Genomic DNA, 18,601 nt, shown 5'->3' with positions numbered 1-18,601 from the left:
TTTGGGGATTTCAAAGTCTAAAAAGGCATAAGACGGCGGGAGAGTTTATGCGAAGAGCAGGATTAACCGTGAGCGGCGCAGAGGGCCGCTCACCCGCCTGTTACAGCGCTTGTAATGCGTCCAGTGAAGGCGCGAAGAAGTAGCTGCCGGTGACCGGTTTGGTGAAACGCAGCATCGCATCCATCTTGCCATCGCGCTCACCGAACATGCTCAGCAACTGCTGCTCGATGTTATAGAGGCGGTTGCAATAGGAGATGAAGTACAGCCCGTGCGTGCCGCTAGCAGTGCCGTACGGCAAGCTCTGGCGCAGGATTTTCAGCCCTTTGCCCTCTTCTTTCAGATCAACGCGGCTCAGATGTGAGGTCACGGGACGTTGGTCGCCGGGTAACTCCTCGTTATCCACCTTGGTGCGACCAATGATCGCTTCCTGTTTCTCTACGGCCATGCGGTTCCACAGTTTGAGATTGTGTTCCCAGCGTTGAGTGAACACGTAACTGCCGCCCGCATCCGGCCCCTCGGCGATAATCGCCACCTGCTGACGGGCATCGCCCTGCGGGTTTTCGGTGCCATCAACAAAGCCCGACAGATCGCGATCTTCAACCCAACGGAAGCCGTGCGTCTCTTCTTCAATCACGACCGCATCAGCAAAGGCGGCGAGTGCGGCCTGCGCCAGCGAGAAGTTCACGTCATGACGTAACGATTGGATATGAATCAGCAAATCACGCTGGGTCGCAGGCGCAATACCTTTACCCAGTGGCGCGAAAGCTTTCAATTCCGACGCGGAAGAGGCACCTTGCAGGTCGCGCCACAACGCATCACCAAAGGCGATCACCGCGCCCAAGCCGGCATCGGCAAATTTCTGTTGTAGCGCTTCGAGTTGCTGCAGAAATGATTTGCTGCCCTGACGCAGCGCATTGAGGTCACCCGTAACGCGGGCTTCAAGCCAAATGGCGAAACGGCGGTGTTCCAGCAGGATCCCGCTCTGAAATTGAGACATTGCACTGCTCTCCGGCATGATGAGTTAAGACGTTTTTTTCGCCTGTATCATACCGGAAAGCCACACTGAGGTTGTGCGTTAACGCAACTTTTTTTCGCTTAGCGCTGCCAAACGATCTTGCTGATTTTCCAGCTTTTTAAGGTATCGTCAGCGGGCATCAAACCCTCGGGGCCGTGTCCTTCTCCGCTGTAGATATAGGAGATGTGCTGGCTACCCGGCGCACGGCATTCCACATCGCGCGCATCTAATCCCGAGACCAGTTTGCAGTTATCGAAGGCTTTACTGAATTTGTCGCTAAATAGATCGCCGATTTTGCTGCCATCAGCGCTTTTGGCTGCGGTATCCAAGACTTCAATGCGCTCTACGCTGCTTTGACCATTGATCACCAGCTTCAGTTTGCCGTCATCCAATGCCTGCCAGAAATCCACCACCTGACCATTTTGCGTGCGCATCCCCTGACGCAGTTGGTAATCGTTGTTCAGCGCTTTACCAATCGCCGCTTCCGACATCGCCGTGGTGCTGCTGAGTCCAGCCACACCCTGCTCGGTCACGGTTAACGAACCGCCAAACCAGTTCATTGGATTCAGTGCCGACCAGTGATAGCTCAGCGGATTATACCAATGGCTTTCGCTCGCGCTGGAGGCGGAAGAGGAACCTGAACTGGCGCAACCTGCCAGCATCATGGCGCTAACCAGCAGTGCGGGACGAACAACTTTCATGAATGCTCCTTGATCTCTTGTGCCGATTGGCGTGCCTGTTGGAGTCGCAAATCGGCAAAAAGTTTATTCGATGTGATGTTCCGGCAGAAAACAGTCGCGCAGGCGCTGATGGGTTTGCAGCCAGACCAGCGCCAGCAAGTCAAACAGGGTTAACAACAGCGGCAGCGGGGAATCAGGAAAAGCGCCTTGCCAAAGACCGTAGCCCTGCGACAGCAGGCTGATCAACAACGACACACTTAGCACATGTCGCCAGGTCTGCCACAGGCGCGGCCAGCGTTGGCGATAGCCGGTCAGCAGCAAACCCGCTGCCGCCGGAATGCCCAGCGCCAATCCAATCCAAAAGCTCTGACGGTCGGGATAGAACAGCGCCAGCAGATCGTTACCCTGTTGACGGGACGCTCCCGCCATCACCAGTAACAGCCAGGTGCGCGCCTGCAATAACAGAATCAGCCAGAAAAGAAACGGCAGCCGTAGCTGCCCTTTTGCATCGTATTCGTCTGGCAAATATTTCAGCCCCATCATCGGCGGCTTAATACTCGCGGTCTTCGATTAAACGTTTACCCAGTAACACCGAGTCCACAGGCTCGTAATCGAGTTTCTCGTAGAAGGCGAGCACCTGGTCATTTTCTTCACGCACCATCAGATTGATTTTCGGACAGCCACGCGCGATTAACTTCTTCTCCAGGCGATTCATTAAGGCATTCGCAAAGCCGCGCCCCTGATAATCGGGATGCACCGCCAGATAGTAGACCGATCCGCGATGGCCATCGTAACCGCCCATCACCGTGCCGACCACTTCGCCGCCCACTTCCGCCACCAGAAACAGTTCGGGATCGTGGTTCATTTTACGTTCGATATCCAGTTCCGGATCGTTCCACGGACGTAACAGATCGCAACGCTCCCAGAGCGTGATCACTTCTTCAAAATCTTCCTGGCGGAATGAGCGGATTTCCATCGGCGTTACCCTGCTGTTAGGCACAATTCGCTGATTATCACGCATTCTTTGCCAGGCGCAACCCTCACGCCGCGCAACGGCGGAAAAAAACGGCTAAATTGCTGTTAGTACCGTGTAATACAAAGTAATGCGCTGAAATGGTTGTGAAGTCGCCGCAGGGCAATTGTTACGATATAACACTGGGCAGGATTTCCTGTCAGGGACACTATTATGAATAAAATTTCACTGCTGAAGCGCCTTACCAATCGCCGCCAGCTGATTCTTTCTGGCCTGGCGCTGGCGGTGCTGTCACCCCGTGCGGTGATGGCAAAAGAAGAGAGCGCCGATTTGCGCGTCAGCAAAGGTCACACCCCGCCTAAACCGGCGACTAACGGTAAACGCATCGTGATGATCGATCCCGGTCACGGCGGTATTGATTCGGGCGCGGTTGGCGAAGAGGGCTCGGAAGAGAAACATATCGTTCTGGCAATTGCCAATACCGTGCGCACGCTGCTGCAAAATCACCCGAAAGTGGAAGTGCGACTGACGCGTGAAAGCGATCACTTTATTCCGCTCTATCAACGCGTCGAAATCGCGCATCAGCACGGTGCCAATCTTTTTATGTCGATCCACGCTGACGGCTACACCAGCCCGGATGCCAATGGTGCGTCAGTATTCGCGCTGTCGAACCGCGGTGCCAGTAGCGCCATGGCGCGCTACATGTCGCAGCGCGAAAACGATGCCGATAAAGTCGGTGGCGCGGAAGTGCAGGAGAAAGATAATTATCTGAATCAGATTCTGTTCGATCTGGTCCAGACCGATACCATCCGCAATAGCCTGACGCTGGGCAAACACGTATTGGATCAGATTCGCCCGGTGCATCATCTGCACAGCCAGCATACCGAACAGGCCGCGTTTGCCGTGTTGAAGTCGCCCTCGATTCCGTCAGTGCTGGTCGAAACCTCCTTTATTACCAACCCGCGTGAGGAGCAACTGCTGGGTACCACTGCCTTCCGCCAGAAGATCGCCAGCGCGATTGCCGACGGTATCGTCAATTACTTCAACGAGTACGATCGTCGCCAGGCGTAGCGCTGTCCTGTGGTAGAATCGCGGCAAATTTCCGGAACGAGTGACTCATGAGCAATCCCGATATTTCCCGCGTCAAAGCGTTTTTATTGACGCTGCAGGATGAAATTTGCGCCCAGCTGGCAGCAGCCGATGGCACAGCGACCTTCGCCGAAGATGACTGGCAGCGTCCCGGTGGCGGTGGCGGACGCAGCCGCGTACTGCGCAACGGCGCGGTGTTTGAGCAGGCAGGCGTGAACTTCTCTCACGTACACGGTGATCAGATGCCCGCCTCCGCCACTGCGCACCGCCCCGAACTGGCCGGCCGCAGCTTTGAAGCCATGGGCGTATCACTCGTTGTGCACCCGGAAAACCCGTACATCCCAACCAGTCACGCCAACGTGCGTTTCTTCATTGCTGAGAAGCCGGGTGCCGATCCGGTGTGGTGGTTCGGCGGCGGTTTCGATCTCACTCCGTATTACGGTTTTGAGGAAGATGCGCTGCACTGGCATCAAACCGCGTTTGATCTGTGCCAGCCTTTTGGCGAAGACGTCTATCCGCGCTACAAAAAATGGTGTGATGACTATTTCCACCTCAAACATCGTAACGAGCAGCGTGGCATTGGCGGGCTGTTTTACGATGACCTGAATACGCCAGACTTTGATCACTGCTTCGATTTTATGCAGGCGGTGGGCAAAGGATATCTGGATGCCTATTTACCGATCGTCGCGAAGCGCAAAGCGCTGCCGTGGGGCGATCGCGAGCGCCAGTTCCAGCTCTATCGCCGCGGGCGTTATGTCGAATTCAATCTGGTGTGGGATCGCGGCACGCTATTCGGCCTGCAAACCGGCGGCCGCACCGAATCGATTTTGATGTCGATGCCGCCACTGGTGCGCTGGGAATATGATTATCAAACCGAAGCCGGCACGCCAGAAGCGGCGCTTTACAGTGATTTCTTGCCGGTGAAGGATTGGCTGGGATTGGGTGAATAACCTTATTTCATACAAACTAGTGTTAAGGCTGATTATTGGGTCTGATGGTAATGCCGTCTTAGCAGTGGAGAACGCTGTCCTGGGCTGCTTGTAGATTCTGAATGAAACACTGTTTGAAGCTGCGTATTGGGTCTGATGATAACGCTGGCTGGAGTCGCTTTGGGGCTGGCGGTCCTCGCGCCGCTGACGCGGTACCTTTATGCAGTTCGTCCGCCTTACGGAACGGCGGAGGATGGCACATCCCTGTGCCGCCCCGCCTTACGCCTGCGTCCTTGTATCTTGAATCTTGCAGTAGGTGATGGTTAGCTACCTTCACCTGAAACAGGGTGAATCTGACGCGTCCATTAAGGTAAGACCTTGTCCCGCAGCTTAGCTCCCCTGTTTCACCTTTCACGCCAGCATTAACTTTGAACGGTTGCCAGGAGCTCAGACTCCGTATGCACAAGGAAAACGGGCGTGATGGTTTCTATGTGAAAGGGGAACACTATGATCCAGTTAGGAATTGACGTTGGTAAGAGCAAAATAGATTTATGCCTTAAACCTGATGGTCCGGACGGTCGTAAGAAGACCAAAGTTCTACTCAACGGGCCGGATGTTGCCGTCACTGTACTGGAGTGGCTGACCAGACAGAAGGTCAGCCACTCAGAGGTGCAGGTCGTCATGGAACCCACCGGCACGTATCACGAGCATCTGGCTTATGGCCTTCATGACCGGGCAGTGCGCGTTGTGATAGCCAACCCTGCGCGTGTCCGGTCTTTTGCTCAGGGCATGGGCATTCTGACCAAAAATGATACTGTCGATGCGGATGTACTGGCCCGTTATGGTGCCATGCGCCAGCCGGATGTGTGGCAGCCACCGTCTCTGGCCATCCGTGAACTGAAAGCGCTACTCAGCAGGCGTGATGCGCTGGTGCAGGATGTAAACCGCGAGAATAACCGGCTTGAGAAGCTGCTTTCAACCTGCGGCTCAGCACGGGTCGAGTTATCAGTCAGGAAGATACTGCAGGCGCTGAATGGCGAGCTGGAAGCCGTTCAGGCACTGATAGATGACCATATCGACAACCATCCCGACCTGAAGCGGGATATGGAGCATCTGACATCGATAAAAGGGGTCGGTACAGCGGTTGGCAGCACTATGCTGGCGGTTCTGCGGGGAAATCACTTCAGGAGTGCGGAGCAGGCCGCGGCCTGGCTGGGGGTAGTTCCGAAGGAAAAGCGCTCGGGAAGCTCAGTACGGGGAAGGACAAGACTGTCAAAATGTGGCCCCCCCGTCGGTGAGGGCCAAACTCTATATGGCTGCCATGGTCGCAGCGAAGCATAATCCTCATCTTAAAACGTTTTATGAACGCCTTGTTTCGGCTGGCAAGGCGAAGAGATCAGCGCTGGGTGGTGTGATGAGAAAGCTGGTACATATCTGCTTCGGTGTACTGATGAAACAACAGAAATATGACGAGAATTACGCAGTAGCGGCTTGACGTTCAAGACGGTAGCTGCGGGCTACTCTGGCATCCTCACTCTGTGCACCGCTGCGAAATTCCAGCCCCAAAGCGGCCCCAACTGATGCTCAACATCATTTCGTGCTGTTGAAAAGTGCACAACCGTTCCAGTATAGAGCATCCCATCTTCCAAAAACTAACCATGAATCAACTCTGTTCTAACAACCCCATACCGTGCTTAAAAGCCTGATGCGTGGCTACGCATGCGGATGACGGCATTCTGAATGTACCAACGACCACCACTTGGCGCGCTGTTGTTGCCGCTAGGTGTTGCCAAGCATTTATGGCGAACAAAACACCGGCATGGCTTCATCAAGAGACAGCACGGAAGCCAGCATAGTTATGCCACCGGTTCGCTTGTCTCGTTACGCGTTGTTTGACCAGATGATGCGATCGCCCATTTCGTCGGTGGCGCTGAATACCCACGAATCGAGCTTGCACTCAGTGGATAAGAAAGGCGGCCTGTGTTTGCCAATTGACCCACCGACAATTAGACGGCCACTCGCTGCCAGGAAATACTCAATGATTTGTTTAGATGCTAAACACCGACTTGCCATCATGGACCATGATTATGACCACCTTTGGCGTCTCGAATATCCGGCCATAGGCCCGTGAAGGGAAAGGGATTCAGAGCTTTGTATCAAGTTATTTCACACTCCCACACTTCACTTCATTAGCGAGTTTTACTGTGGCGGAGACCTGGCTGGTTTTAAGGGGGATTATCTGTTCGGCCCTACCACTTTCCAGCAAGTGCTGGTAAAGCCGTGGGATCTGCTTTCGATGGAAAATCCCTACGGGATACCAGACATAAACGATCCTCCTGCTTCTATTGGCCCCACCAGCTATTTTCCTCTTCAGGAACCGGCTTATCGCCACTTGTCAGAAACGCAGAACTATGGCACCAGTTTTCTTGAATAAAGTTATGAGACATACATAAATCTCTGTAATTCCCTGCGGGCATTAAAAGCAGCGCGCCGTAACTCAACTACCATTAACCGACTAATCGTGATAGCCACCGATGAACTCAACTCAGTAAACGTCGCTAACCATATCTGCAATGTTAGGCAGAGACTGAAGCGCAGCATGGATGAATTCGCGCATGTTCCCCCAATGGCAATGAAATACCTAAACAGCCAAACCTTTTAATGCCAATGATGGGTAACAAAGTGGCGTCACTTTTGACACGCAGCCTCTCCCCGTGGATATTTAAGGCATTGAAGATGTGATGTTCTACCTGCGACAGTTATGCGCATCGAGCGGTTCGGACGCATCTTTGATGGACTGATTGGATCAAATGACTGGCGGAGACGGCGATTCAAAGGGCACATCGCGGCTTGTGGATTCGCAATGCAGCATACACAACGCTAAACCGTATTATTGATATTCATTGTGCATTTAAATACGAGAAGGATTACCAATCAAACAACCACCTTTATCGCGCAGAATTAAATTTAAATAACAATACCTTAAGGCAGAGAATGACCGAGAGCACGAAGGCAACATCAGCTATATTTCCGGTCTAGTAAGCGTACTGGATACAATTATGAATAATCAGAAACTGGTTGGATTGCAAACACTGGTTACTTTGATGTTATCTGACACTCTCAAAATGCCACTGAATACATAAAACAAGATTTACTCTGAATTCATGGTGCTGAAAGCTGAAGAAGCACCAGCGATAGAGAGCGCACCGTGCGCACTTACCCTACAAGAGAAATCTTAGAAAGAACTAGTTGAATTCGATGATAGCCTCATGAAATCTTAATCCCCAAGCCTCTCGAGTATACTTTATTAGGAGATTAAAATCACAAACCGCAATCAACATTAAATTCCACTCAGTAAAATAAACCTTCAGATACTATTACCCTTCAATGCACGTAAGTATTACCTTACAAAACCATCAATTAGTCGAATTTTCCATCCATTGACTAATTGAATGATAAACTGTAGTGTTTTCTTAACTGATTTTAATCAGTTACAAACTAAATAACTCTCTGCGCGATTAATAATTATTGGGTTTTTTGAGACCCCTAATACGCGTTTGATGAGCGCTCACTTAAATAAATCTAAGGATAAGAATATGCCGGGATTCAACTACGGTGGTGCATCGGATCAATCAGGTTGGAGTTCAGAAAATAACCCTTGGGGGTCTGGTCTTTCAGGTAGCCCATCTCAAAATCATAACGATTCTAAAAGCCCTGGTCTTAATGGAGGAATAGCAGCAAGAATTGATGTGTCAGTTGCTAAACCAGGGGAATACTACCTTACCCCATGGGGAAAAGTGATTATAAGTCCACAAGGTCAACCTATGATGAATGGGATCATCATGACTGTATCAAATTCATCTATGGTTGATAACCCATGGGGCGGCATCACTCGCGTTTTAAATAGCGAACTGGGGAAAAAACCCATACCAAAAGGTAACAGTATTAATAAATCACCAACACAAATTAATGTTGAAAATTATCTTGCAGGTGGGAGTTGGTCAGGTCCCGGACCAATTGATACCACTTTGGTTAATACTGCCATAAGCGCTCTGACGTCCAATTATATTGTAAATAAGAATACGGCCTTTTCTCGCACTACTGTATATCAAAAACTGATTATGAAAATCAATGAATTGCAACTAACCGAGCAAGAAGCGGCTAAAAATCAAATCAATCAAGCATATCAAAACGCCTATAGCCAAATGCCTGATAAAATTTGGAAATCATTTTACTCTGGTGGTAGCAACGGCCATGATTACAAAAAACAAATTGGAAATAGCGCCAAAGTTACAATGGCCGAATTAATCCCAGCGGTTTCCAATGATATAAATAAAAATTTAAATAGAAATAAAGAATCTTCAACCCAAGAATTACTAGATAAAACTAGCGACATGATTATTACTCTTGGTGACAAGATTAGTGCATCTCTCAGCATTAATTACAAAAACTTATCCAACGATATTTCAAGTAACATTAGAAACTTCCGTGGCAAATCCATAAGAAATATCAATGACGCGATGTCATCCCTAAATAAAATATTCACAAACCCTGATTTAAAAGTTAATCAAAGTGATAAAGAAGCGATAAATAACGCATTGAAGGCAGTCAATGCTCAAACCATTTCAAATAATCTATCTAATTTATCAAAAGGTTTTCAGGTGTTGGATTTTGTACAAAAGATTAAAAATGTAATAGTCAAAGTTAACACCGGCTTAGAAACCGGCAACTGGTATCCCTTGATGCTTGAAGTCGAATCATGGGTTATAAGTGGTGTTGCTGCAAGTATTGCTTTAGGTATTTTCTCAGCTACTCTTGCGCAGCTAGGTTTAATAGTTGGCATTCCTATCACTGCGATTGCATTGTTTGGTATTCTTATAGCTGCATTCATATCATCACTGATTGACGATGCACTCATTCAAAAACTTAACAACGAAATCATTAAGTCTGCTCACTAAATAAGTTTAGGGCGGTACTACCGCCCTTTTTTCAGCATAATCCAAAACATGATTAATGCAAACGAGAAATACGAAAGCATTAGCGTAATAAAATAGTATCCTGAATATATAAAAAGCAATGTAATATCGCTTACAGCCAAGTATTTTAAAGGCCTTCCTGCGGAAGTTAATTCAAAATTATCAAAGTAGAAAAAATATGCAATAACCACTGTAAATCCGATGCATGACATAGTAGCTTTTATCAGATCTATTTTTCTTGTTATTTTTTTTTGCTTTAATTGGTCGAAGGTAAACACAAACCAAATAAAACCCCACAAAGGTGATGTCTTACAATATAAATCCATCAGCTTTGACAGGGGTAGATTAAAACTTGATGTCATACCGGGTACGTTTTGAAAGCCGTTAAGCCAGTCACCGAAAATGCTTAAACTGGGAATCATTTTAGACAAGAAATAAAATAAAAATAATGGTAAAATACCAATCAATATGAAGTAGTTTTTTGATTTTTGATTAATGCTTGCAGTTGATAGTTTCAGACCTTTTTTCATTGTTAATATCTCCTTATGAATTTAAGCTCGTTTAATCCCTACTAGCCCATTAAAAAATGCATCTTCATTAAATTAACATATGTAAATTGCCATTCGCAAACTCTATGGTACCTGAGCGACTATAAATTATGCCTTTACTCACTTGCGATTGAGTCTGTGCAACCTAGTCGCATTGGAAGTCTTGAGGTTAAAGCATGATTAACACTAAGGGGGCTCGTGTCGTTATGGACCGTTTCTCCATTGTCGATCACATCCGTAAATACACACTGCAAAATGGCCGCAAATACATTTTGTATCGCCGTTCGCGTCACACTTGTATCGCTGGAAGTAAAAGTACGCATCGCTTTAGACGAAATGTTTGGCTACTCCGACTACACACAGCGCTTTACCATAAAAATGGGCAGTCTGGACCCGTCAGAATCCTGTGCGGTCACGATGGATGGACAGAAAATCGTTTTGATGGATGTCCCGTCAAACCGCACGCTGGAAACCAAAATCGATGACAATACCTTCATTACACACCCCCAGGAATTACTGGACACTGACACCGAACGTACGTTTATTGCATGGAACGATCGCAGGCTGATTGCCGGTCATGGACGACTAAAGGTGGAGACTATGCGGCTATTGCTATGGTCTATGGCTACAGACGAATGGACTACGTTTACACACCAAACTACGTTAGCCTGAGCCGTAACCACGCCATGATTGAAAACGTGGGGAATATTGAGCAATGCCTATTGATAGTCTTGTTAACGCCTGTTATCTCTATCGAGACATAATCGCTAAAACTGTCGGTTTGTTAGTTGTACAACATGTCTGGCTCACAGGGGGTGTTTGCTTCCAATTCCACCACCTTGACACTAGTCATCATTAATCATCACGCTTTGCACAAATGAACTGGAATCAATTCTTAATGCTTACGAACTAAGCGTTGCTGTACCTGTTCCTGGCTATTTTGGTTTTCGGTATTTGAGGCTATCTCACTCATACTATGCCCTTATCTGATTCAGACTCTGCTGATTCACTCGATTGCTCATTTTCGACTACCGCCTCTGCCCCCCTCTTTTATTACTTGTTATCCAAGTTCAACCTATTTCTCTACAGATGCGCCTGAACTCATCTAGCTACTGGGCTTAGCTAGATGAGTTCAGGCGCATCGTTCAAATTGATCGATTTAACTGCACGTGGTTAATGCCCCAAAATTTCAACAGCAACTTTTCGCCTTTAGCGGCTAACCCATAATTCACAGCGTCAGTGAAGATCTGAATTTGCAAATTCGCATTTTCCACCTTACCGTCAGTATCATTGACATCTATGGTCAGAATAAAATATCAGGGCGTATTTACGCGGTGGATGTTCTTAAAAGGCCCGCACCACAGCACCACTAGCAACTAGCAACTAGCAACTAGCATTCAGAGTAACCCCTCCGCACCCTTTCTTCACAACGGCTCGGTCTGTGCCTCCACCACCGCTAGTGCCACCATATTCACAATGCGCCTCACCGATGCAATCCGCGTCAGCACATGCACCGGCTTGCTAATCCCCATTAACACCGGCCCCACCGTCACCCCTTCCGAACAGGACACGCGCAGCAGGTTATAGCTGATACGTGCCGCCTCCACGTTCGGCATAATCAGCAGATTCGCGGTGCCTTTCAGCGGGCTGTCGGGCATCAGTTCACGTCGGATACTCTCCACCAATGCCGCATCACCGTGCATCTCACCGTCGATCTCCAGTTCCGGCGCACGGCTTTGAATCAGCGCCAACGCCTCGCGCATTTTACGCGCCCCTGGCGCATTAGACGTGCCAAAGCTGGAGTGCGACAGCAGCGCCACGCGCGGTTCAATACCAAAGCGACGCACCGTTTCGGCCGCCAGCAGCGTGATATCCGCCAGCTGTTCCGCACTGGGATCTTCATTCACATAGGTATCTGCAATAAAAGTGTTACCGCTCGGCAGCAGTAGCGCGTTCATTGCCCCAGCGACTTTCACGTCGTCGCGGAAACCAAACACCTTCTCCACCACATCGTAATGCTCGCGGTAATCACCAATGGTGCCGCAAATCAACGCGTCGGCTTCGCCACGATGCACCATGATCGCACCGATCAAGGTCGGATTGCCGATCACTGCCCGCTGGGCCGTTTCCGGAGTGACCCCGCGCCGTTTCATGATCTGGTAATACTCGTTCCAATACTCTTTAAAGCGCGGATCGGACTCATTGTTGACGATCTCAAAATCCTTGCCCGCTTCAATCTTCAACCCTTGCTTCTGAATACGCATCGCAATCACGTTTGGACGACCAATCAGAATCGGCTTCGCCAGCCCCAGCGACACCAGCTCTTGCGTCGCATGCAACACGCGCACCTCCTCTCCTTCGGCCATCACCACGCGTTTCGGATCTTTGCGTGCCTGCGAGAAAATCGGCTTCATAAACAGGTTGGTTTTATACACAAATTCGGTGAGCTGCTCGCGATAGGCATCAAAGTCAGCGATGGGCCGGGTCGCCACGCCGGACTCCATTGCCGCTTTCGCCACAGCAGGCGCGATCTGCACAATCAAACGCGGATCGAACGGTTTCGGGATCAGATATTCCGGTCCAAAACTCAGATCCTGATCATCATAGGCGGAGGCCACCACATCGCTCTGCTCGGCCTGCGCTAAGGCCGCAATCGCATGCACCGCCGCCAGTTTCATCTCTTCGTTAATGGCCGTCGCGCCAACGTCCAACGCCCCGCGGAAAATAAACGGGAAACACAGCACGTTGTTCACCTGATTCGGGAAATCCGAGCGTCCGGTGCAGATAATCGCATCCGGCCGCACCTCCTTCGCCAGCGGCGGCATGATCTCTGGTTCAGGATTGGCGAGCGCCAGAATCAGCGGGTTCTGCGCCATTTTCTTCACCATCTCTGGCGTCATCGCTTTCGGACCCGAGCAGCCAAGGAAGATGTCCGCACCGGCAATCACCTCATCCAGCGTACGCGCGCCTTTATCTTCTATGGCGTACTCGGCTTTGGTCGGCGTCATATTGGGTTCACGATCGCGGTAAATCACCCCTTTGGAATCGCACACCACAATGTTGTGCTTCTGCATGCCGAGCGCCACCAGCAAATTCAGGCAGGCAATGGCTGATGCGCCCGCCCCAGACACCACTAGCCGCACATCTGAGATGGCCTTTTTCACGATGCTCAAACCATTGAGCACCGCCGCAGTACAGATGATCGCCGTCCCGTGCTGATCGTCGTGAAACACCGGAATCTTCATGCGCTCGCGCAATTTCTGCTCAATGTAAAAGCACTCTGGCGCTTTGATATCTTCGAGGTTGATGCCGCCAAAGGTCGGCTCCAGCGCGGCAATCACCTCAATCAACTTATCCGGGTCCAGCTCATCCACTTCGATATCGAACACATCAATGCCGGCGAATTTCTTGAACAATACCCCTTTGCCTTCCATCACCGGCTTACCGGCCAGCGCACCGATATTGCCGAGACCGAGCACTGCCGTTCCGTTCGAAATCACCGCCACCAGATTGCCGCGTGCGGTGTATTTGTGCGCCGCCAGCGGATCGGCAGCAATCTCGAGGCAAGGTGCCGCCACACCCGGCGAATAGGCCAGCGCTAAATCACGCTGCGTCGCCAGCGGTTTGGTGGGGGAAACCTGAATTTTTCCGGGAGTGGGATATTGGTGGAAATCGAGCGCGCTTTGCTTGAGTTGATCGTCCATTTGGCATCCTTTGGCACGGCTGAAAAACCACCAGTATAGGAATCTGCGGCACAAAAGAGGGTGAAGGCGCTCAAAGAACGAGGGCACAGATTGCCACGGCTTCGCCTGCGGCTTTGGCGCAGCCTGCTATCCTTAATGATGGCAAAACACGTAGCTGAACCGATCAGGCACCCCCTTCCGTGACAGATGCCCTTCAGCGCCACAATCAGAGAAAACGCATTTTCTTCGTGCAACGTCTGTAGCACTGTGTTGAGCCACGACTCAACAGGAAAGGGCACGACCCATTTGCCCACATTATTGCTAATCAAGGAGTTAAGCGATGAACCAGCTAGATGCATTGAAACAGTTCACCACCGTGGTGGCGGACAGCGGCGACATCGAATCTATTCGCCATTACCATCCGGAAGACGCGACCACCAACCCTTCGTTGATCCTGAAAGCTGCCGGTCTCGATGCTTATAAACATCTGATTGATGACGCTATCGACTATGCGAAAAAACAGGGCGGCAGCAAAGAGACGCAAATCATTAACGCCAGCGATAAAGTGGCAATCAACCTCGGTATGGAAATTCTGAAAAGCGTACCGGGCCGTGTTTCGACCGAAGTGGATGCGCGCCTCTCCTTCGATCGTGGCATGTGTGTCACTAAAGCTGAAAAACTGGTGCGGATGTACGAAGAGAACGGCATTGATCGTTCACGCATCCTGATCAAACTGGCCTCAACCTGGGAAGGGATCAAAGCCGCTGAAGAACTGGAGAAAAACGGCATCCAATGTAACCTGACGCTGTTGTTCTCTTTTGCGCAGGCGCGTGCCTGTGCCGAAGCGGGCGTGTTCCTGATCTCCCCGTTCGTCGGCCGCATTTATGACTGGTACAACTCACGTAAACCGCTGGACCCGTATGTGGTGGATGAAGATCCGGGCGTGAAATCCGTGCGTCGTATCTACGACTACTACAAAAAGCATCGTTACAGCACCGTGATCATGGGAGCCAGCTTCCGTAAGGTTGAGCAGATTCAGGCGCTGGCTGGCTGTGATCGCCTGACCATCTCCCCTAACCTGCTGGAAGAGTTGGCAAACAGCGATGCACCGCTGGAACGCAAGCTGGAGCCTTCAACTGAAGGCTTCCATCAGCCTGCTCCGCTCTCTGAAGCCGAGTTCCGCTGGGAACATAACCAGGATCCGATGGCAGTGGAAAAACTGTCTGACGGCATCCGTCAATTCGCCATTGACCAGCAGAAGCTGGAAGATGTGCTGGCATCACGCCTGTAAATCACCAAACTTCTCACGCCGGACGGGCGTCTGCCCGTCCGCTATTGCCCAATCACAAGGGAGTACCCTATGTCTTCACGCAGAGAGTTGGCTAACGCGATTCGTGCTTTGAGTATGGATGCGGTACAGAAAGCAAATTCCGGTCACCCCGGTATGCCGATGGGAATGGCTGATATCGCCGAAGTACTTTGGCGCGACGTTCTCAAACACAATCCCAACAATCCGGCGTGGGCTGACCGCGACCGCTTTATCCTCTCCAACGGCCACGGTTCGATGCTGCAATACAGCCTGCTGCACCTCACCGGTTACGACCTGCCGATGGAAGAGCTGAAAAACTTCCGCCAGTTGCATTCCAAAACGCCTGGCCATCCGGAAATTGGCTATACGCCAGGCGTGGAAACCACCACCGGTCCGTTGGGACAGGGTTTGGCCAATGCGGTGGGCATGGCCATTGCCGAGCGCACCCTGGCGGCGCAGTTTAACCGTCCCGGCCACGACATCGTCGATCACTACACCTATGTGTTTATGGGCGATGGCTGTTTGATGGAAGGTATTTCACATGAAGTCAGCTCGCTGGCCGGCACCCTCGGCCTCGGCAAACTGATTGGTTTCTACGATCATAACGGCATCTCAATTGATGGTGAAACCGAAGGCTGGTTCACCGATGACACGCACAAACGCTTCGAAGCCTACAACTGGCATGTCGTCGGCAGTGCGGAAGGCATTGATGGGCACGATCCGGAAGCTATCGCAGCCGCCATCAGAGAAGCGCAGAGTGTCACCGACAAGCCTTCGCTGATTATCTGCCGCACGGTCATTGGTTTTGGGTCGCCGAATAAAGCCGGTAAAGAAGAGTCACACGGCTCGGCGCTGGGCGAGCAGGAAGTGGCCTTAACCCGTCAAAAACTCGGCTGGCACTATCCACCGTTTGAAATCCCGAAAGAGATTTATCAACAGTGGGATGCCAAAGAAGCGGGCAGTCAGCGAGAGAAAGCCTGGGATGAGAAGTTTGCTGCCTATAAAGCGGCACACCCGAATCTTGCCGCCGAGTTCAGCCGTCGTCTGGATGGGGGGATGCCGGCGAAATGGCGTGAGGCGACTCAGGCGTTTGTGGAAGATCTCCAAGCCAATCCGCAAAAAATTGCCAGCCGTAAAGCGTCGCAAAACACACTGGAAGTGTACGGCAAGCTGCTGCCAGAGTTGTTGGGTGGCTCAGCTGATCTTGCGCCGAGTAACCTCACTATCTGGTCAGGTTCGAAATCGATTAAAGAAGACATCGCCGGTAACTACATTCACTACGGCGTGCGCGAATTTGGTATGACGGCGATTGGCAACGGTATTGCCCAACACGGCGGCTTCATTCCGTACACTGCCACCTTCCTGATGTTCGTTGAATACGCGCGTAATGCAGTGCGCATGGCCGCGCTGATGAAAGCGCGTCAGGTGCTGGTGTACACCCATGACTCGATTGGTCTGGGCGAAGATGGCCCCACCCACCAGCCAGTGGAACAGCTCGCCAGCCTGCGCGTGACGCCAAATATGAGCGTCTGGCGTCCGTGCGATCAGGTAGAAACCGCCGTGGCATGGAAAGCCGCCGTTGAGCGCCAGCATGGCCCGACCGCGCTGATTCTGTCGCGTCAAAACCTGCTGCAGCCAGAGCGCAGCAAAGCACAGGTGGCCGATATCGCCAAAGGCGGCTATGTGTTGCAGGATTGCGTGGGCACGCCAGAAGCGATCATCATCGCCACCGGTTCTGAGATTGAAATCGCGCTGGGCGCGGCCGATAAACTCGGGGCCAGCGGCCACAAGGTGCGCGTGGTGTCCCTGCCCTGCACCGACGTGTTTGACAAGCAGGATGCCGCCTACCGCGAATCGGTGTTGCCTTCCGGCGTCAAAGCGCGCGTGGCCGTTGAAGCGGGTATTGCCGATTACTGGTTCAAGTATGTCGGTCTGGATGGCGCGATTGTCGGTATGACTACCTTCGGTGAGTCTGCGCCGGCAGGTAAGCTGTTCCCGGAATTTGGCTTTACGGTGGAGAATATCGTGAGCCATACCGAAGCATTACTCAAGCCGCACTAATCGATTCGGCCCTGCGTCTTTTGGCGTGAGGGCCGTTTTTTGATCACAGCCTGATACAGAAAAAAATCCTGTCTTCCCTCTTCACGCCTCGCACAAACTGATTACTATAAGCTTTCCTCCGAATCCTGTTGCGGACGCTTTCCCGTTGAAAAAACGTACTCCTTTTTTACTGGCCTTAATGGTTTCAGTGCTTCCATTAAAAAGCATGGCGCAGACGGTAGCCGATCCGCTGCTGGCCTCACAGATCGTTGATCGTTATGCCGAGCATATCTTCTATGGCAGCGGCGCAACCGGCATGGCGCTGGTGGCGATTGATGGCAATCAGCGCGTATTTGCTAGCTTTGGCGATACCAGCCCTGGCAATAACGTGCGCCCTCAGCTCGATTCAGTGATTCGCATCGCCTCGCTCAGTAAATTGATGACCAGCGAAGTGATGGTCAAAATGGCGGAACGTGGGCAGATTCGCCTTGATGACCCGTTAAGCAAGTATGCTCCGGCTGGCGCACGCGTCCCGAATTACAACGGTCAGCCGATTCGCCTGATCAACCTCGCCACCCATACCGGTAGCCTGCCGCGTGAACAGCCGGGCGGCAAACCGCATCGTCCGGTGTTTGTCTGGCCAACCAAAACCGATCGCTGGCAGTGGCTGCAGGGTGCACAACTGAAAGCCACGCCAGGAACACAGGCCTCCTACTCCAATCTTGGCTTTGATCTGCTGAGTGATGCGCTGGCTAAAGCGGCAGGCACGCCTTATCCCGCCCTGCTGCAACAGCTGGTGACGCGTCCGCTGGGAATGAAAGACACCACCTTTACGCCATCCCCCGATCAGTGCCAGCGCCTGATGATCCCTGAGAAAGGAGCCAGTCCGTGCAATAACACGCTGGCAGCGATTGGCAGCGGTGGCGTGTATTCAACGCCAGATGATATGGGCCGCTGGATGCAGCAATTCCTCAACTCGGCGGTCAATCACCGCACGCCGCAGGTTGATCGTCTGCAAACGCTGATCTATCGCCGTGACCAGCTGACCAAAGTGGAAGGTATGGATGTGCCTGGTCGTGCCGATGCCTTAGGCATGGGCTGGGTCTATATGGGGCCAAAAGAGGGACGTCCAGGGATTATCGAAAAAACCGGCGGCGGCGGCGGCTTTATTACTTACATGGCGATGGTGCCACAGAATAACGTCGGGGTATTTGTGGTGGTGACGCGTTCACCGCTGTCACGCTTCACTCCGATGAGCGATGGCGTGAATAACCTGCTGGCGGAGTTGGTGGGCAATCAAAATGGTTCGCCGATGACGGTTAACGCCATCCGGTAAATCATGAGGCGTTGCGGCCGCCA

13 protein-coding genes and 1 pseudogene are annotated in these 18,601 nt (G+C 51.4%); 8 read left to right on the top strand and 6 right to left on the bottom strand.

The features are described from left to right. Positions 1–100: 100 nt before the first annotated feature. The 4 genes from ACCW76_RS15065 to ACCW76_RS15050 all read right to left on the bottom strand — a co-directional run bounded on the left by ACCW76_RS15065 (position 101) and on the right by ACCW76_RS15050 (position 2,671). The gene (locus ACCW76_RS15065; protein ID WP_436339014.1) at positions 101–997 is read right to left on the bottom strand and encodes a Dyp-type peroxidase; all 897 of its coding nucleotides are present in this window, start codon (positions 995–997) and stop codon (positions 101–103) included. Positions 998–1,095: 98 nt separating this feature from the next. After that, positions 1,096–1,716 carry an RpoE-regulated lipoprotein gene (locus ACCW76_RS15060; protein WP_436339013.1) on the bottom strand — a complete coding sequence of 207 codons (621 nt, stop codon included), beginning with the start codon at positions 1,714–1,716 and terminating at the stop codon, positions 1,096–1,098. Between the two features lie 63 nt (positions 1,717–1,779). Further along, positions 1,780–2,238: a DUF2919 domain-containing protein gene (locus ACCW76_RS15055; RefSeq protein WP_436339012.1), complete on the bottom strand. Its 459-nt coding sequence runs from the start codon at positions 2,236–2,238 to the stop codon at positions 1,780–1,782. 7 nt (positions 2,239–2,245) lie between these two features. Next, positions 2,246–2,671, bottom strand: a complete 426-nt coding sequence (locus ACCW76_RS15050) for a GNAT family acetyltransferase (protein ID WP_034825851.1) — start codon at positions 2,669–2,671, stop codon at positions 2,246–2,248. A 210-nt stretch (positions 2,672–2,881) separates the two neighbouring features. Between ACCW76_RS15050 and amiA the strand changes: the two genes are divergently transcribed. The 4 genes and pseudogenes from amiA to ACCW76_RS15030 all read left to right on the top strand — a co-directional run bounded on the left by amiA (position 2,882) and on the right by ACCW76_RS15030 (position 9,644). Next, positions 2,882–3,739, top strand: a complete 858-nt coding sequence (gene amiA / locus ACCW76_RS15045; protein WP_038645549.1) for an N-acetylmuramoyl-L-alanine amidase AmiA — start codon at positions 2,882–2,884, stop codon at positions 3,737–3,739. Between the two features lie 47 nt (positions 3,740–3,786). Next, positions 3,787–4,707, top strand: coding sequence for an oxygen-dependent coproporphyrinogen oxidase (hemF, locus tag ACCW76_RS15040; protein ID WP_097118566.1), 921 nt, complete (start codon positions 3,787–3,789; stop codon positions 4,705–4,707). Between the two features lie 486 nt (positions 4,708–5,193). After that, positions 5,194–6,181: pseudogene (locus tag ACCW76_RS15035) on the top strand (IS110 family transposase). 2,101 nt (positions 6,182–8,282) lie between these two features. Next, entirely contained in the window at positions 8,283–9,644 is a 1,362-nt protein-coding gene (locus ACCW76_RS15030; RefSeq protein WP_436339009.1) for a colicin-like pore-forming protein, read from the top strand. Positions 9,645–9,661: 17 nt separating this feature from the next. Here the strand turns inward: ACCW76_RS15030 and cui are convergent, their stop codons facing one another. Beyond that, a complete protein-coding gene (cui, locus tag ACCW76_RS15025; RefSeq protein ID WP_436339008.1) occupies positions 9,662–10,192 on the bottom strand; it encodes a colicin immunity protein Cui in 531 nt (176 codons plus the stop codon). A gap of 216 nt (positions 10,193–10,408) precedes the next feature. On the opposite strand from cui, the gene ACCW76_RS15020 reads away from it, so the two are divergent. After that, on the top strand, positions 10,409–10,882 hold the full coding sequence (locus ACCW76_RS15020; protein WP_436339007.1) for a hypothetical protein: 474 nt from the start codon (positions 10,409–10,411) through the stop codon (positions 10,880–10,882). Between the two features lie 752 nt (positions 10,883–11,634). Here ACCW76_RS15020 and maeB read toward each other — a convergent pair. Next, complete coding sequence (gene maeB / locus ACCW76_RS15015; protein ID WP_436339006.1) at positions 11,635–13,914, bottom strand: NADP-dependent oxaloacetate-decarboxylating malate dehydrogenase; 2,280 nt, start codon at positions 13,912–13,914, stop codon at positions 11,635–11,637. A 319-nt stretch (positions 13,915–14,233) separates the two neighbouring features. Between maeB and tal the strand changes: the two genes are divergently transcribed. The 3 genes from tal to ampH all read left to right on the top strand — a co-directional run bounded on the left by tal (position 14,234) and on the right by ampH (position 18,578). Continuing rightward, positions 14,234–15,184: a transaldolase gene (gene tal, locus ACCW76_RS15010; RefSeq protein WP_045814871.1), complete on the top strand. Its 951-nt coding sequence runs from the start codon at positions 14,234–14,236 to the stop codon at positions 15,182–15,184. A 69-nt stretch (positions 15,185–15,253) separates the two neighbouring features. Beyond that, positions 15,254–17,263, top strand: a complete 2,010-nt coding sequence (gene tkt / locus ACCW76_RS15005; protein WP_436339004.1) for a transketolase — start codon at positions 15,254–15,256, stop codon at positions 17,261–17,263. A 145-nt stretch (positions 17,264–17,408) separates the two neighbouring features. Beyond that, positions 17,409–18,578 (top strand): D-alanyl-D-alanine-carboxypeptidase/endopeptidase AmpH, encoded by a 1,170-nt coding sequence (gene ampH, locus ACCW76_RS15000; RefSeq protein ID WP_038645536.1) that lies wholly within the window; start codon positions 17,409–17,411, stop codon positions 18,576–18,578. Positions 18,579–18,601: the final 23 nt, after the last annotated feature.

Source organism: Pantoea sp. C8B4 (assembly GCF_051336905.1).
In the GTDB taxonomy this organism is placed as follows: Bacteria; Pseudomonadota; Gammaproteobacteria; order Enterobacterales; family Enterobacteriaceae; genus Pantoea; species Pantoea rwandensis_B.
Note: the sequence above shows the minus strand (reverse complement) of the source record. Positions and strands in the feature narration are given on the sequence as shown.

What these genes read in the sequence shown, in the direction of transcription:
- ACCW76_RS15065 (WP_436339014.1), bottom strand. Translation starts at nt 997, where the DNA reads ATGTCTCAATTTCAGAGCGGGATCCTGCTGGAACACCGCCGTTTCGCC.
- ACCW76_RS15060 (WP_436339013.1), bottom strand. Translation starts at nt 1,716, where the DNA reads ATGAAAGTTGTTCGTCCCGCACTGCTGGTTAGCGCCATGATGCTGGCA.
- ACCW76_RS15055 (WP_436339012.1), bottom strand. Translation starts at nt 2,238, where the DNA reads ATGATGGGGCTGAAATATTTGCCAGACGAATACGATGCAAAAGGGCAG.
- ACCW76_RS15050 (WP_034825851.1), bottom strand. Translation starts at nt 2,671, where the DNA reads ATGGAAATCCGCTCATTCCGCCAGGAAGATTTTGAAGAAGTGATCACG.
- amiA (WP_038645549.1), top strand. Translation starts at nt 2,882, where the DNA reads ATGAATAAAATTTCACTGCTGAAGCGCCTTACCAATCGCCGCCAGCTG.
- hemF (WP_097118566.1), top strand. Translation starts at nt 3,787, where the DNA reads ATGAGCAATCCCGATATTTCCCGCGTCAAAGCGTTTTTATTGACGCTG.
- ACCW76_RS15030 (WP_436339009.1), top strand. Translation starts at nt 8,283, where the DNA reads ATGCCGGGATTCAACTACGGTGGTGCATCGGATCAATCAGGTTGGAGT.
- cui (WP_436339008.1), bottom strand. Translation starts at nt 10,192, where the DNA reads ATGAAAAAAGGTCTGAAACTATCAACTGCAAGCATTAATCAAAAATCA.
- maeB (WP_436339006.1), bottom strand. Translation starts at nt 13,914, where the DNA reads ATGGACGATCAACTCAAGCAAAGCGCGCTCGATTTCCACCAATATCCC.
- tal (WP_045814871.1), top strand. Translation starts at nt 14,234, where the DNA reads ATGAACCAGCTAGATGCATTGAAACAGTTCACCACCGTGGTGGCGGAC.
- tkt (WP_436339004.1), top strand. Translation starts at nt 15,254, where the DNA reads ATGTCTTCACGCAGAGAGTTGGCTAACGCGATTCGTGCTTTGAGTATG.